Source organism: Streptococcus sciuri (assembly GCF_024814375.1).
In the GTDB taxonomy this organism is placed as follows: Bacteria; Bacillota; Bacilli; order Lactobacillales; family Streptococcaceae; genus Streptococcus; species Streptococcus sciuri.
The window spans coordinates 414,275-429,948 of sequence record NZ_JANUXX010000001.1; the positions used below are offsets into that span (position 1 = coordinate 414,275).

The 15,674-nt window shown below is 38.0% G+C and carries 16 protein-coding genes; 2 read left to right on the forward strand and 14 right to left on the reverse strand.

Annotated features, from left to right (window positions below; all coding sequences use genetic code 11):
* Window positions 1-126: 126 nt before the first annotated feature.
* The 5 genes from parE to NXS10_RS02025 form a co-directional block, all read right to left on the reverse strand.
* The gene (gene parE, locus NXS10_RS02005; protein ID WP_259137075.1) at window positions 127-2,070 is read right to left on the reverse strand and encodes a DNA topoisomerase IV subunit B; all 1,944 of its coding nucleotides are present in this window, start codon (window positions 2,068-2,070) and stop codon (window positions 127-129) included.
* Window positions 2,071-2,300: 230 nt separating this feature from the next.
* Complete coding sequence (locus NXS10_RS02010; protein WP_259137078.1) at window positions 2,301-2,771, reverse strand: hypothetical protein; 471 nt, start codon at window positions 2,769-2,771, stop codon at window positions 2,301-2,303.
* 49 nt (window positions 2,772-2,820) lie between these two features.
* Window positions 2,821-3,021: a hypothetical protein gene (locus tag NXS10_RS02015; RefSeq protein ID WP_259137080.1), complete on the reverse strand. Its 201-nt coding sequence runs from the start codon at window positions 3,019-3,021 to the stop codon at window positions 2,821-2,823.
* Window positions 3,018-3,209: a hypothetical protein gene (locus NXS10_RS02020; RefSeq protein WP_259137082.1), complete on the reverse strand. Its 192-nt coding sequence runs from the start codon at window positions 3,207-3,209 to the stop codon at window positions 3,018-3,020. The genes NXS10_RS02015 and NXS10_RS02020 overlap by 4 nt, the downstream gene beginning before the upstream one ends.
* Window positions 3,210-3,512: 303 nt before the next feature.
* Window positions 3,513-4,340, reverse strand: a complete 828-nt coding sequence (locus NXS10_RS02025) for a GIY-YIG nuclease family protein (RefSeq protein WP_259137085.1) — start codon at window positions 4,338-4,340, stop codon at window positions 3,513-3,515.
* A gap of 161 nt (window positions 4,341-4,501) precedes the next feature.
* On the opposite strand from NXS10_RS02025, the gene plsY reads away from it, so the two are divergent.
* Window positions 4,502-5,140: a glycerol-3-phosphate 1-O-acyltransferase PlsY gene (gene plsY, locus NXS10_RS02030; RefSeq protein WP_259137343.1), complete on the forward strand. Its 639-nt coding sequence runs from the start codon at window positions 4,502-4,504 to the stop codon at window positions 5,138-5,140.
* 328 nt (window positions 5,141-5,468) lie between these two features.
* On the opposite strand, the gene NXS10_RS02035 is transcribed toward plsY, so the two are convergent.
* From NXS10_RS02035 to eno, 6 genes are all read right to left on the reverse strand, one after another.
* Window positions 5,469-6,542 (reverse strand): ABC transporter substrate-binding protein, encoded by a 1,074-nt coding sequence (locus NXS10_RS02035; protein ID WP_259137088.1) that lies wholly within the window; start codon window positions 6,540-6,542, stop codon window positions 5,469-5,471.
* A complete protein-coding gene (locus NXS10_RS02040; protein ID WP_259137091.1) occupies window positions 6,535-7,311 on the reverse strand; it encodes an ABC transporter permease in 777 nt (258 codons plus the stop codon). Before NXS10_RS02040 ends, NXS10_RS02035 begins: the two co-directional genes overlap by 8 nt.
* A complete protein-coding gene (locus NXS10_RS02045; protein WP_259137094.1) occupies window positions 7,308-8,102 on the reverse strand; it encodes an ABC transporter permease in 795 nt (264 codons plus the stop codon). Before NXS10_RS02045 ends, NXS10_RS02040 begins: the two co-directional genes overlap by 4 nt.
* Window positions 8,086-9,240 (reverse strand): ABC transporter ATP-binding protein, encoded by a 1,155-nt coding sequence (locus NXS10_RS02050; RefSeq protein WP_259137096.1) that lies wholly within the window; start codon window positions 9,238-9,240, stop codon window positions 8,086-8,088. Before NXS10_RS02050 ends, NXS10_RS02045 begins: the two co-directional genes overlap by 17 nt.
* A 24-nt stretch (window positions 9,241-9,264) precedes the next feature.
* Entirely contained in the window at window positions 9,265-10,170 is a 906-nt protein-coding gene (gene murB, locus NXS10_RS02055) for a UDP-N-acetylmuramate dehydrogenase (RefSeq protein WP_259137098.1), read from the reverse strand.
* A gap of 189 nt (window positions 10,171-10,359) precedes the next feature.
* A complete protein-coding gene (gene eno / locus NXS10_RS02060; RefSeq protein ID WP_259137101.1) occupies window positions 10,360-11,658 on the reverse strand; it encodes a surface-displayed alpha-enolase in 1,299 nt (432 codons plus the stop codon).
* 704 nt (window positions 11,659-12,362) lie between these two features.
* Here eno and NXS10_RS02065 point away from each other — a divergent pair.
* A complete protein-coding gene (locus NXS10_RS02065; RefSeq protein ID WP_259137103.1) occupies window positions 12,363-12,815 on the forward strand; it encodes a DUF1694 domain-containing protein in 453 nt (150 codons plus the stop codon).
* 194 nt (window positions 12,816-13,009) lie between these two features.
* On the opposite strand, the gene NXS10_RS02070 is transcribed toward NXS10_RS02065, so the two are convergent.
* Genes NXS10_RS02070 through NXS10_RS02080 form a run of 3 tightly spaced genes read right to left on the reverse strand, consistent with a single transcriptional unit; the run spans window position 13,010 to window position 15,125 of the window.
* Window positions 13,010-13,966 carry a glutathione S-transferase family protein gene (locus tag NXS10_RS02070; RefSeq protein ID WP_259137106.1) on the reverse strand — a complete coding sequence of 319 codons (957 nt, stop codon included), beginning with the start codon at window positions 13,964-13,966 and terminating at the stop codon, window positions 13,010-13,012.
* A gap of 12 nt (window positions 13,967-13,978) precedes the next feature.
* On the reverse strand, window positions 13,979-14,719 hold the full coding sequence (locus NXS10_RS02075) for a pirin family protein (protein WP_259137109.1): 741 nt from the start codon (window positions 14,717-14,719) through the stop codon (window positions 13,979-13,981).
* Window positions 14,720-14,729: 10 nt separating this feature from the next.
* On the reverse strand, window positions 14,730-15,125 hold the full coding sequence (locus tag NXS10_RS02080) for a MarR family winged helix-turn-helix transcriptional regulator (protein ID WP_259137112.1): 396 nt from the start codon (window positions 15,123-15,125) through the stop codon (window positions 14,730-14,732).
* Between the last annotated feature and the right edge of the window lie 549 nt (window positions 15,126-15,674).

A 15,674-nucleotide genomic window follows, 5' to 3' on the forward strand; every position in this document is an offset into this window, starting at 1 on the left:
TCTCACTTTCCGGTTGGTATCCTTTTGGTCCTAACATTTTCAAAACAATATCACTTGTTTATTGTTCTAGTTAATTAAAATCTCTATAACATAAGAACTAGATAATCATATTATTTAGGTACTGACCTAAAACACTGTCGCTTCTTCCAGCGTAAACATCACATTGTCCTCAATCCACTTACGGCGTGGTTCTACCTTATCGCCCATAAGGATAGAGACACGACGTTCAGCACGCGCTAAATCTTCAATGGTTACTCGAATTAAGGTACGAGTGTCAGGATTCATGGTTGTTTCCCAAAGCTGGTCTGCATTCATTTCTCCAAGTCCTTTGTAGCGTTGGAGCGTTGCTCCTTTTCCAAAGTCTTTTCTTAACTCTTCTAACTCATTGTCCGACCAAGCGTAAGCAATTTTTTCCTGCTTGCCCTTCCCCTTGCTCATCTTATAGAGGGGAGGTAGGGCAATATAAACCTTTCCTGCTTCTACAAGTGGTCGCATATAGCGATAAAAGAAAGTTAAAAGCAAGGTCTGAATGTGGGCACCGTCCGTATCCGCATCGGTCATGATAATAATTTTATCATAGTTGGCATCTTCCAAGTTAAACTCTGAACCAACACCAGCACCAATAGTATAAATCATAGTATTGATTTCTTCATTCTTGAGAATATCTGCCATTTTAGCCTTGGCGGTATTGATAACCTTTCCTCTTAGAGGTAAGATTGCCTGAAACTTGCGGTCTCGTCCTTGTTTGGCAGACCCTCCGGCAGAATCTCCCTCGACTAAATAAAGTTCATTTTTCGCAGCATTCTTAGACTGGGCAGGCGTTAATTTTCCTGATAATAGTCCCTTATCCTTTTTATTTTTCTTACCATTTCGGCTCTCATCACGTGCCTTACGAGTTGCTTCACGCGCATCTCTAGCACGGATAGCCTTACGAATAAGGTTACTAGCTAATTCCCCATTTTCCAAAAGAAAGAAAGTCAATTTGTCCGATACAATGCCATCAACAACTGGGCGAGCTAGAGGACTTCCCAGCTTATCCTTGGTCTGACCCTCAAACTGCAAATGCTCTTCAGGTACTAAAATGGATAAGACAGCCGACAAGCCCTCACGGTAGTCTGACCCTTCAAGATTTTTATCCTTTTCCTTGAGCAAGCCTGTCTTTCTCGCATAATCATTCATAGCTTTTGTAATAGCTGTTTTTAGGCCTGTTTCGTGCGTTCCACCGTCTTTTGTCCGAACATTGTTGACAAAGGAGAGGATATTATCAGAATAACCGTCATTGTACTGCAAGGCTACCTCTACTTGAAAACCACCCTCTTCTCCCTCAAAATAAAGCACTGGAGTAAGAGTTTCCTTATCTTCATTCAAATAGCTAACAAAGTCCTGCACCCCATTTTCATAATGAAACTGGCTACTTTCACCAGTTCGCTCATCTGTCAAACTCAAAGTGACTTGTTTCAATAAAAAAGCAGATTCATTCAGGCGTTCAGCAATGGTATGATACCTAAAGTCCGTAGTTGAAAAAATGCTAGCATCTGGCATAAAGCGAACCTTAGTTCCCGATTTAGACTTGGGAGCTGTTCCTACCTTTTCAAGACTAGTAACTGGTTTTCCACCCTCTTCAAAACGCTGACGATAAACCGCACCTTCTCGTACAATCTCAACTTCTAACCAGCTAGAGAGGGCATTAACCACAGAAGACCCTACACCGTGAAGTCCTCCAGAAGTCTTATAGCCCCCTTGACCGAATTTTCCCCCCGCATGAAGAACGGTAAAGATAACCTCAACAGTCGGAATACCCATGGCATGCATACCAACAGGCATCCCACGACCGTGGTCAGCGACACTGATACTACCGTCTTTATGAATGGTTACATCAATCTTATCCCCAAAACCAGATAGAGCCTCATCTACGGCATTATCAACGATTTCCCAAACCAAGTGGTGAAGACCAGTTCCGTCTGTTGACCCAATATACATACCAGGACGTTTTCGGACAGCATCTAACCCCTCTAAGACCTGAATCGCGTCATCATTATAATTGTTAATATTGATTTCCTGTTTTGCCACAAGGAACCTCCTGTTTCTTCATCTTTACTATCTTACAAGCTTTTGAGAAATTTTGCAAATCTTAAAAAGAAAAGATTATAAGAGAATGTCACACGAGTGCATAATCATCTCAAAACGACGATTTCTATCTCATGTTTGACAGCATTAATAGAAAATCCGCGCTTAAATATAGATTTCTTCATCAACCGCTAAATCAAGTCAATAAAAAGAGGAAGAATGTTATTCTAACCTCATTCATGATAGTCTTTTGAAATGATTTTCCAACCACTGAAACCAGATTCTTCTTCCAAATAGCCCTCGCTAGAAATACGATAGGTACGAGATAGTCCTGAATTAAGTCTTTTGTCGGTCAACCTTACCACTGCATAAACCAAGCCATCATCACGCATGCTAACCTCTATATTTTCAATCGTCGCATGTTCATGCTCAATGGAATAAATACTATAGGTCACCCATTTCTTGACCTGCTCGGTGGTCAAATCCTTTGTATTTACTTTCGAGTTGGAGGAAGCTTGAGTACTGTTTACATTTAATCTAGAAGATGAAGAAGCTGTTTGATTATTATTTCTATCAGGAGATGTTATAACACTTGAAGCAGAAGTTCTAGTTCCAAAAACTTCCTTTTTAGCATCCTTTTTCAGTAACCAATTCATGCCAATCACAAAAACCAGCAATAGAATTGGGATAGTCACCATCATCACAATAATGGATTTTATCCTTTCTCTTCTCCGTCTTTTTAATTGTTCCTTTTCAAATAGCTGCTGCTGTCTCTTGTTCCTTTTCAAATAACTGTAGCTGTCTCTCTCGTTCCTCTTCTTCTTTTTGCAAACGATAGAGATAGGTTTCGTATTCGTCCACCGCCTCATCCACTAACTTCTGCAATTGCTCCCTTTTGATTGGATTAGTTGTTTGAGCCAGTGAAATCTGCAATTGATGGATCCTGTCTTTCATCTCTTTTTTTCACGCCGTTTTACTTCCTCCTCATAGCGACGTTCTTCTGCTATCTGACGGTCTCGTTCCAATGCCCTCTGTTGCCATAATGCTTGCTCTTGAAGTTCATTTTGCTCCCTTAACAAACGATTCTGTTCGTCAGCACTCTCCTGTAATTCATTATGCCTACGTTCTGTCTCCCAATCCATTTTTCTATCCTTTCCATCCTACTTCACAAATTTTCTGCCCAAATCCTTCCAATAAAATATCCCATCGAAAGCCCTTGTCGCTAATACAGGTCTTTAACCATCTGAGTTACATCACACTTGATTTTTCTCCATTCTCTCAAATAATCACTAACATTTTTGTCTTTCTATAAACAAGCCAGTTCCTATTGTCTTTTACAGTCTCCGTCACCGAGCATCCCTCTTTATTTACTCGTTTAAGGACTTCTGAATTTTACGTATCTCAGACGGCACATACTTTACGGCTATCATTTGCGTTCTTTGTTCCTAATTTTCATTATAGCCAAAGTCTCTTGATTTCAGTACTTCTTTCCACCACGATTCACGTTGTAAAATGAATTGATCATCTATTTTCCCGTTATAATTTTCTAAAACACTGTATTGAAAATTCTTTTTCACATAGGCTATTCCTTCTTGTTTTACCAATTTTTTCAAAGCAACATTGCCTCCATGCCCATTGGCGATATAAGTCCTCCAACGATTCAATAGCATACCATTATCACTAGTAGCCGAACCAACGTATAATTTCCCTGTATAGGTATCAGTAATCAGATAGACTGCTTTTTGATTTTGCAAAGCTGTTAGCCAATCCTTTTTTTCAAAACGTAAAATAGACGCTAATTGCGCATAAGATAAGCAAATACAGTCATAACCTTTAAAGTCTAATCCACTATAAACTTCTGGTAACAACTGATAAATTTCCAGCTTTTGTAAAATACGATCATATTTTTGAACAGAAATTCTCCCTACTTTTTTATACTTCACAATCAAGCGACCAAAATAAGGAGCAAACTCCGCCAACTCAATCCCTTGATAATTTTGCCCGTGCACCACCCCTAATTCTTCCGTCACCTTTTTAATAGTTGTTAATAACCATTTATCATTCTCTAATCGAATAAAATTAATCGCGATATCACCAACATTAAAATAACGCATCTGACTTCTCCAAAAAAGATTAAAATTATTTATTCTGTCTGGATTAGCCAGATAGTTTTCTACAGCATTTTCATCTTTCCAATCATTAAATTTGACTTTTATTGTCCCTAAATTCTTAGAGGTCAAATTGAATAAATCTTCTAGTCTAATGCTACTCATCTTAACGTTCCTCCATATACCAATAGTATGAGGTATTGAATGTTAAGTCAATACCTATTATACTTAGTATAATAGGCTTTTTTGTACTTATCGTGGTTTTGAAAAATATTCTCGTTTCTTACATAGCTGATGACGATATTTCATGGTATAATAAAGCCATGATGAAAATAAGTTTACTTTTATTAATTGCCTATCTTCTTGGTTCTGTTCCTACAGGACTTTGGATTGGGCAAGTATTTTACAAGAAAAATCTACGTGAACACGGTAGCGGTAATACCGGTACAACCAACACCTTTCGTATTTTAGGGGCTAAAGCCGGCATAGCAACTTTCATCATTGATGCTCTAAAAGGAACTATTGCGACGTGTTTACCCGCTCTCTTTGGTGTAGGCATCAATCCTTTTTTATTTGGATTTTTTGCTATCATTGGACATACTTTCCCTGTTTTTGCTAAGTTTAAAGGGGGAAAAGCTGTTGCTACTAGTGCAGGGGTACTGCTTGGTTATTCCCCACTTTTTCTTCTCTTCTTAATCGCTATTTTTGGAATTGTGCTTTACTTATATAGTATGATCTCTCTTGCCAGTGTTGTTGCAGCTAGTGTCGCTATTATTAATGTTGTTGTTTTCCCTGCTTATCATTTTATCCTGACCATCTATGATCCGTTGTTCATGCTGATAACTTTTGCAATTGCTACACTTATCATCATTAGACATCGTGAAAATCTAAAACGTATCCGCCAGAAAAAGGAAAATATTGTGCCTTTTGGATGGAATCTTAGTCACCAAAGTCCAACTCGATGAGCACACTAAGATAGAAAAAGCTAGAACCAAACGGTTTTGGCTTTTTCTATTTATTTTTCGCTTTTTGAAATTTAGAGAAAGTGAGTTCTTTTCAGAGGATAGTAAAAGTTATCTTTGACTGGATAACATCCATGCACTACAACCCTCTGTAGTGAAATCCATGGTTCGATAAAGAACAGTTATTTGTTCCTTTCCCTCGCTAAAACTTGGTTAAAAAATAGTAGTATTCAAATAATGCGCAAAAACATCTTTTAAAGCTTTTTTGAGTTTATTATGAAAAAAGAAGTCAGTTCAAATTGAATACAATTGATACTAACTTGCTTCTTGACTATTTACGATACATTTTAAATTGAAGATAGAAATCATTATAAATACCTAACCACTTGAGTCCTAAATTATTATAAACTTCCAGATGATTGATTGTATATTGGTCAGGATAAAACGCTTTATTTTCTTGAAGTGTTTTTGGTAAGAGTTTTCTAGCAGCTTGATTCGGTGTAGCATAGCCAATATACTCTGCATTTTTCGCAGCATTTCTAGGATCTAGCATAAAATTGATAAAAGCGTAGGCTTGACTCTTATGCTTAACCGCTTTAGGAATAACTAGATTGTCAAACCAAAGGTTGGAACCTTCACTTGGAACAATGTAGCGAAGATCAGGATTAGCTTTTAACATTTCACTAGCCTCGCCAGAAAAAGTTACACCAAGGGCAGCATCTCCCTGTATCATATACCCTTTCATCTCGTCACCGACAATAGCTTTGATATTTGGTGTAAGCTTTTGAAGTTTGACTAGCGCTTGTTTTAATTCTGCCATGTTTTTCGTATTGACACTGTATCCAAGAGAATTGAGTCCAATTCCCATAACCTCACGTGCCCCATCAACCAGTAAAATACTATTACGATAGCTACTATCCCATAAATCTTCCCAATGCTTAGGAGCGGTTTTAACTAACTTAACATTGTAAACAATACCAACCGTTCCCCAAAAATAAGGAATAGAATAGTCATTATGAATATCAAAAGATTTCCCTAAAAATGCACTACTAATATTTTCTAAACCTTTGATATGCTTTTTATCTAGCTTAACGACCAGATTTTCCTTAATCATCTTATCAATCATATAGTCACTGGGAACAGCCAAGTCGTAAGTCGTTCCACCTTGTTTGATTTTGGTATACATAGCCTCATTAGAATCAAACGTCTCGTACTGAACTTCGATGCCTGTTTCTTTTGTAAACTTAGCAATTAGAGCTGGATCCATATAATCTCCCCAATTGTAGATAACAAGCTTATCAGACTGTGTGTTACTTTTTTCTGTCTGTTTCATAATGGTTATACCTATCAAAAGGAGAAATATAACCAATACAATACCTAACGTAAAGGAATACAATCTACGCATGTTTGTTCTCCTTTTCCCTCACGATATAGTAATAACCAATCACTAACAAGATACTAAAAAGAAAAACGATGGTTGAAAGAGCATTGATTTCAAGAGAAATACCACGTCTAGCACGTGAATAAATTTCAACTGACAACGTCGAGAAACCATTTCCCTGCACAAAGAAAGTCACTGCAAAATCATCTAACGAATAAGTAAAGGCCATAAAAAAACCTGAGATAACAGCTGGTGTTAGATAAGGTAACATGACTTCTCGTAACATCTGCCATGTCGTTGCGCCAAGGTCATAAGCTGCCTGTACCATAGTATCATTCATTTCTTTTAACCTAGGAAGTACCATCAAAACCACAATAGGAATCGAAAAAGCAACATGACTCAATAAGATTGAACTAAAACTCAACTGAAATCCAAGTACTGTGAAAAACAATAGAAAACTAGCACCAATCATCACATCGGGTGCCACCATGAGGATGTTATTAAGAGAAAGTAGAGTCTGTTGTCGCTTTTGTTTGACTTGATAAATCCATATTGCTCCAAAAGTTCCAATAATAGTCGCTAATAAAGCACTCAAAAATGATAAGAAAAAGGTCTGAAGTAAAATCAACATCAACCGATTATCTGAAAACAGGTCTTTGTAATGCTCAAGTGTCACCCCCACAAAACCATTCATATCATCTCCACGATTAAAAGAGTAAACAATCAGATAAAAAATAGGAATATAAAGAAGTGCAAAGACGCATATGAGATAGAGATTTGCTAGTTTTTTCATCGTTTTCGCTCCTTTGTCAGCCACATCACAGCAACCATAGCCAAAATTAAAATGACACCAATAGTTGAGCCCATTCCTCTATTTTGTGTTGTCAAAAAATGCTGCTCAATTGCTGTTCCTAACGTAATCACTCGATTTCCTCCAATGAGACGTGTCAACATGAAAAGACTGAGACTAGGAATAAAAACGGACTGCACACCACTTCTAACACCATCTAACGACAAAGGAAAAATCACTTTTCTAAACGTCTGCCAAGCATTTGCACCAAGGTCATAACTAGCATTGACGAGATTAGGATCAATATCATCAAGTGCATTAAAAATAGGCAACAACATAAAAGGTAATTCAATATAGCTAGCCACAAGAATAAAAGCAAAGTCTGTAAAAAGTAATTGCTTAGAGCCGATACCGATAAAATTTAAAAACTGATTGATACTACCTTGTTGACTAAAAATTCCCATAAAAGCATAAGCTTTCAAGAGTAAATTAATCCACGTCGGCAAAATAACCAGCATGAGCAACAACTGCTTATGCTTCAGCCTTGTGAGTACATAAGCTGCTGGATAACCAATGACAAGTGTCACTAAGCTAATGATACCAGCATAAAGAACAGAATTAACACTCATGAGTAAGTAAACCCATGAGCTAAAAAAAGTCTTGTAGTTATCTAGTGTAAAGTGTCCCAGACTATCCAAAAAAGAAGTCCAAATGATAAGTGCTACAGGTGCTAAAACAAACAAAAACAGCCACAGAAGGTAAGGAAGTGAAAAGAGACTAGTGGTTTTCTTCATGGCGCTCCTCCTCAATAGCATGGATTAACCCATCCTCTGGCTCCTCGAGGTCAACATATTCTTCAATTCGGGCATCAAATTCCTCTTCACTTTCATTGAGACGCATGATGTGGATATCCTCAGGAGTAAAGTCCAATCCTATAATTTCACCTTCAATCGCTTTTCTAGTTGAATGAATCATCCACTCATTACCCAGATTATCATAGGCGATAATCTCATAGTGAACACCACGAAAAAGCTGAGTATCAACGGTAACTTTGAGTTTGCCTTCCTCTGGTAGCGTAATTTGCAAATCTTCTGGGCGAATAACTATCTCAACTGGCTCATTAGAACGCATCCCTCCATCAACCGCTTCAAACCGTTGCCCATTGAATTCAACAAGATAATCCTTTATCATCTTACCAGAAATAATATTAGATTCTCCGATAAAGGTTGCCACAAAGTGGTTGATTGGCTCATCATAGATATCAACAGGTGTGCCAGACTGGACTATCTCACCATCATTCATAACAAAAATCCAGTCACTCATAGCAAGCGCCTCTTCTTGATCATGCGTGACAAAGACAAAGGTAATGCCAAGTCTCTGTTGTAGCTCACGCAATTCATACTGCATCTCAGTACGCAACTTCAAATCTAGTGCAGAAAGAGGCTCATCTAAAAGCACAACCTTAGGCTGATTGACAATAGCTCTAGCAATAGCAACACGTTGCTTTTGCCCACCAGATAACTTTTGAATGGCACGATTTTCAAACCCATCAAGACGCACCATTTTAAGTACCTCTGTGACACGCTTTCTGATCTCTTTTTTTTCAACTTTGCGCAATTTTAGTGGAAAAGCGATGTTTTCAAAAACCGACATATGCGGAAATAAAGCATAATTTTGAAAAACAGTGTGCACGTCGCGTTTATTGATTGGAATATCGTTAATACGTTTTCCATCTAAATAAATATCACCAGATGTTACGTCTAAAAGACCTGCGATAATATTTAAAATCGTTGATTTCCCACTTCCTGAAGCGCCCAAAAGCGTATAGAATTTTCCCTCTTCTAACTCAAAATTGATATCTTTTAAGACAATTGTTCCACTATCTTCAAAAACTTTTGATACATGTTTAAATGAAATAATAGGATTAGTCACTTAACCTGAAACCTCCACAGATTTCTAGTCACTCATATAGTCTCCAATAATTCTCACTTCTGGCTCTAAAGTGACACCAGATTTTTTTTCTACGGTTGCAATCACTTGGGCAATTAAATCTTCATAATCTTTAGCGGTGCCGTCAGCAACATTGATCATAAAACCTGCATGCTTCTTACTCACCTCAATACCACCCACACGCAATCCTTGCAAACCCGCCTCGCTAATAAGATGACCCGCAAAATGTCCAACAGGACGCTTGAAAACAGAACCACAAGATGGGTATTCGAGGGGTTGCTTAAGCTGACGTAAATACGTCAAACGATCCATTTCCTGACTAATTCGCGTATAATCTCCAGGCTTTAGCGCAAACTTAGCAGAAATAACAATGCTGTCCTCTTCCTGTAAGATAGAGTGGCGATATCCAAATTTCATCTCATGCGCATCAATTGTGTAAATCTCACCAGATTTATCCAAGACCTGTGCTGAGAGCAAAATATGAGAAATCTCACCTCCATAAGCACCAGCATTCATATAAACAGCACCACCAATACTACCAGGAATACCACAGGCAAACTCAAAGCCAGTCAAACTGTGAAAACGAGCGACACGTGTCGTCTCAATCAGATTGGCTCCTGCTTCTGCCTCAATAATATAACCATCAACAGTAATGGTATTTAATTTGTCAAACATAATGACAAAGCCACGAATACCACCATCACGTACAATGAGATTGCTGGCATTACCAAGCACTATCCAAGGAATACCCTCACCATTAGCAAATTGAACAATTCGTGAGAGTTCATAGCGATTTCTCGGAAAAGCCAAAAAATCTGCTGGACCGCCAACCTTAGTATAAGTATATTTTCGTAAAGGTTCGTTGATACGAACATCAATTCCTCTTAAATTTTTATGTAATTTATCAAGCATCTGACAATAAAGTAGCTGGGACAGTTGTCTCAGCTTTCCTTCAATTTTTATTCTAATTATAAGCAAAAATACTTATATACATTATAACAAAAAAAAGTGATTTGGGCTATATTTTTTACAGGATCTGCATATCATACAAAAAAAGCTATTGGAAATTCCAATAGCTCTAATATCTTGTTTTATCAAGACTTATTTTTTCAAGTTGTAGAATGATTTCAAACCACGATACTCTGCAACTTCACCAAGTTGATCTTCAATACGAAGCAATTGGTTGTATTTAGCAATACGGTCAGTACGTGAAAGTGAACCAGTCTTAATTTGACCAGCGTTAGTTGCAACTGCGATGTCAGCGATTGTTGAATCTTCAGTTTCACCTGAACGGTGTGATACAACGGCAGTGTAACCAGCTTCTTTAGCCATTTCGATAGCTTCGAATGTTTCCGTCAAAGTACCGATTTGGTTAACTTTGATAAGAATTGAGTTAGCAGCTCCTTCTTTGATACCACGTTCAAGGTATGAAGTGTTCGTTACAAAGAAGTCATCACCGACCAATTGAACACGTTTACCAAGACGTTTAGTAAGTTCTTTCCAACCGTCCCAGTCGTTTTCATCCATTGCATCTTCAATTGTGATGATTGGATATTTGTTAACCAATTCTTCAATGTAATCGATTTGTTCTGAAGCAGTACGTTTAGCTCCACCTTCACCTTCGAATTTAGTATAGTCATAGATTCCGTTATCATAAAATTCTGATGAAGCACAGTCGAATCCAAGGTATACATCTTCACCTGGTTTGTAACCAGCAGTTTCGATAGCTTTGATGATTGTTTCTACAGCATCTTCAGTTCCGTCAAATTTAGGAGCAAATCCACCTTCGTCACCGACAGCTGTTTCAAGACCACGTTCTTTAAGGATTTTCTTAAGAGTGTGGAAGATTTCAGCACCCCAGCGAAGAGCTTCTTTGAATGTAGGTGCACCAGCAGGTACAATCATGAATTCTTGGAAAGCAATTGGAGCATCTGAGTGAGAACCACCGTTGATGATGTTCATCATTGGAGTTGGAAGAACCTTTGTGTTGAATCCACCAAGGTAGCTGTAAAGTGGAACTTCAAGGTAGTCTGCTGCTGCACGAGCTACGGCAATAGAAACACCAAGAATAGCATTTGCACCAAGTTTTCCTTTGTTTGGAGTACCGTCAAGAGCAATCATAGCACGGTCAATAGCTTGTTGATCGCGTACATCGTAACCAATGATTGCTTCGGCAATGATGTTGTTTACATTATCAACAGCTTTTTGGGTTCCAAGACCGTTGTAGCGAGACTTGTCTCCATCACGAAGTTCTACTGCTTCGTGCTCACCTGTAGAAGCTCCTGAAGGAACCATACCACGACCGAATGCTCCTGATTCAGTATAAACTTCTACTTCAAGTGTTGGGTTACCACGTGAGTCAAGGACTTCGCGTGCGTAAACATCAGTAATAATTGACATTACATGCTCTCCTTATGAGTTAATTTTATTTACTCAATTATCATACCTTAAAAGTACGTTTTTTTCAAGGAAAAACTGAAAAATTCCTCATATCTTATATGATAACGTTTCCTACATTTTATCTTATCCAATATGTAATAAAAAATCAAAAATAAGGCTAGAGTTAGTTGAACTATTCCTATCAATCCCATGTATATAATAAATCGAGTTCCTTCTTGTAAAAATCTTTTTTAAAGTCAAGATGTAAGCCGATAGCAGCTAAGACAATCATTTCAAATTACGAGCTGAAAAATTTAGACGATGAACCAATAATGGGTAATCTTAACAAGCTATTAGCAATACAAGAGCCTAAGAAAACCAATATATACCAAGGAATGCTGGATAATAGATGATTTGCTGGTTGAGTAGAGACGGACTGTTCCTTTTTTGCTTACCCAATCTTCGCCTTTCAAAAATAAAAACGACTACCACTACAAGTAAGAGGCGTATCATCTCAAACAACATAGCATACTGAGTCGCTTCAGCATTTATCAGACTAGATGACGCTACAACCTATCCCACCGACTGGAACTCCACTTAAAAGGCACTATTTTCCAAAATCTGATTCGTTTCTATTACTGTATCCCATTAGCTACGGTTTATCATATCAAAAAGAGAACAACTAGAGTCTTTTATTTTCATGATTTTTATGATATGATTAACGCATGACTGATTTAGATACACGTATTCTGCAGACCGCAGCAGGCGGTTTAAAATGCAATCCTGATGAACAGCGAAAATACCTCACCACCTTTGAAGAGCGGGTCATTGCGAACTGCAACATTGAGGAGGCAAATAGCGATGTGGTTTTGAATTATTTTCAGGAAATCTTAGAAAAGATTTGCCAAGATTTTCAGCCTGTTCTGGTCAAGATTTCCCCTGAAATTGATAGCCAAAAGCAAATCTCCTATCTCAAAACAGCTCAGAACTTAGGGTGCAATGCAACTATTGTTTCAGAAAAAGGACACTCTCCTTTTGGCTTAGTTATTCACACCGACCACCCCGTGGAAAAGACCAATAAAGAAATAAGCATTCTGTTTGCAGAACTTCTTAAAGAAAACAAGACCAAGAATGAACCAAAAAAATCAAAAAATTCATTTTGGCGAAAATTCTTTTAAGAGATACGTTATATCAGTAAACTTTTAAAAGCAATACTAGTAATAAATGACTGTTCGTTTAAAGTATTTACTATATAGACTTAGTCGCTCATTCAGCCCTATCAATAAATCCTTCCCAGTAGCTTATCAGCTTTCTTAACATACTTTGTATAATCAAACCTTCCCTAACAAACGTCATTAGGGAAGGTTTTAATTTATAAACTCCAATCAATATCAGGTCCCAGAGGAACAATACCTGTTGGATTGATATGACGATGACTACCATAGTAATGAATTTTAACATGGTCCAAATGCACAGTATCCGCAATCTTGGGCTGATGATAGAGACGCTTAGTGTAATTCCAGAGGTTGGGAAAATCCACTAGGCGCTTGAGATTACATTTAAAATGCCCATAATAGACCGCATCAAACCGTACCAAGGTAGTAAAGAGACGCCAATCCGCCTCTGTCACCTTATCACCTAATAAATAGGTCTGCTTGGTAAACAGTTGATTCAATTTTTCCATAGTCTCAAAGACATCTGTTACTGCTTTTTCATAAGCAGATTGACTTGAAGCCATACCTGCCTTATAAACTCCTTGATTGAAAGTCGTATAAATCCACTCATTCATCTGCTCGATTTGCTCACGGAGAGATTCTGGATAATAATCCACTTGATTACCAGTCAAATCGTTAAAGGCAGAATTAAACATTCGCATAATATCTGCTGACTCGTTGCTGACGATTTGACCTGTTTTTTTATCCCAGAGAATCGGCACGCTAACTCGCCCTGTATAATCAGGATTTGAAAGAGTATAGAGTTGATGAAGATAGTCTGCACCCATAATCGGGTCAGCCACAACCTTATCTCCAGCTTCAAATGTCCAACCCTGCTCCAACATGAGAGGATTGACTACCGATAAACTCACAATATCTTCTAAATCCTTTAAAACACGCATGACCAAGGTTCTTGAAGCCCACGGACAGGCGTAGGATACCACTAGATGATACCGACCTTTTTCCGCCTTAAAACCACCAACTCCTGTTGGACCTGCCGAACCGTCTGCTGTTACCCAGTTTTTAAAGGCTGCATCTGGTTTGACAAAGTTGCCATTTTTTGACAATTCTTCCAAACTTTGCTGTTGCCACACGCCATTAACCAATAATCCCATATTGTACTCTCCTTATCGTTTCTGTCCACTAAAATTACCTGCATACGTCATGGGAGCTCCAAGATTAACTAAAAAAAGCACCAAGGTTGTCTTTTCCAAGCTCTTACCTACAAACTCATCGCCCTCTTCCAAAGTCACTGCCTGACCTTTTGAAATTTCCTTCCCATTGATAGCAATGCTCCCCTCCATAACATAGAGCCAAGGAGTATAGCCCTCTAGACTAGGTAAGTTAAAATCTTGATTTTCCGTCAAATGTTTGTCCAAAATCTGTACATCCTGACGGAGTACAAGAGGGGCACCACTTCCATTTGGTCCCACTAGATGATTCCACTCCTCTAATTCGACTTTTTCATCACTTGAAAACTGAACTAAGGGTTCTAGGTCAGCCTCTTCTGGTCGTATGAAAACTTGCAACATCTCCACTTGCCCCTCTGGTGTAGATTCTTGGTGGAAAAAGCTCTTACCTGCTCCCATAAGCATACGATGTTCTGGTGTTACAACCTCGACATTTCCCACTGAATCTTCATGCAGCATCTTCCCCTTATGGATATAACTGAAAATCTCATCATTGATATGTTCGTGCATCGGTACAAGAACCTCTTGACGAATATGAGCATGGTCAATCCGAGCCAAAGGACCAAAAGCAAAGTCATCCTTGTCAAAATCTCGGTCAATCAAGCCTGGACGATAAAATGTCAAATGAAAACGAGGATTTCCATTCGTGTAAGTTAATTCTTCTGTATAGATTTTCATGAGTGCTCCTTTATTTTATTTTTTTCAAAAGATGATGAAGAGTGACTTTTTCTTCCCCTGATAAGGAAACAAAAAAGTTCTCGTGATAAGTCTCCAATGCTGGCAAAATAGCAGCATACAATTCACGCGATTTCTCTGTCAAACGAATCTCTTTTGAGCGCTGATTTTGCGTGCGTGATACTAAATCTGACTTTTCCATTTTAGCTAAAATTTGAGCCATATTGCCCTTAGTAACCTGAGCATGGTTAGCCAATTCTTGCTGAGTTTGCGGTCCCATACGTGATAGGGTGCATAGCACATCCATTTGAGCTACTGTTATATCATGCTCTGCCAAGACTTGACTAGCTCCTGCTAGATTTTTCTTGTAAACGCACATGACTTGATGAAATAATTCAATACCTTCCATGCTAACTCCTTTCAATAGTTTAGTTCTAAACTATTTGATATGTATAGTTTATACCTAAACCATTAAAAAAGCAAGACTTTTGCTCAAAAAAATCTCCCACCGTTACACACAGTAGAAGAAATTCATAAAATATAGTATAGTATTTTGAATTGAGGTCAGGACGTCGTTAACTCGTCTTGATTAACCCCTAGTTATATTTGTGACTCATTGCCTAGTCCTATTCCTAAATCAAATCACTATAATTCTGCTCAAAAACACCGCTAAAAATCAAGATATTGAATAGTATCTCTGACTAAAACATCGTATCAACATCTACCCATATCGCATGTTCTAAAGGAGATTCACCATAACAAGGACAAAACAATAGCTTATCCGTCAGAAACAATACAAAAATGACCTTTTCAACTATTCGCATATCCAGCTCATTTGGCTGGGAGCATATTTATTACAACTCTTTAATAACTTTTTCTTTCACCAACAAATATGAAAATATAGTTCATTTCGCACTCTTTCAAGAATTAAAATAGTTGAGCATTGATAGAAAACATG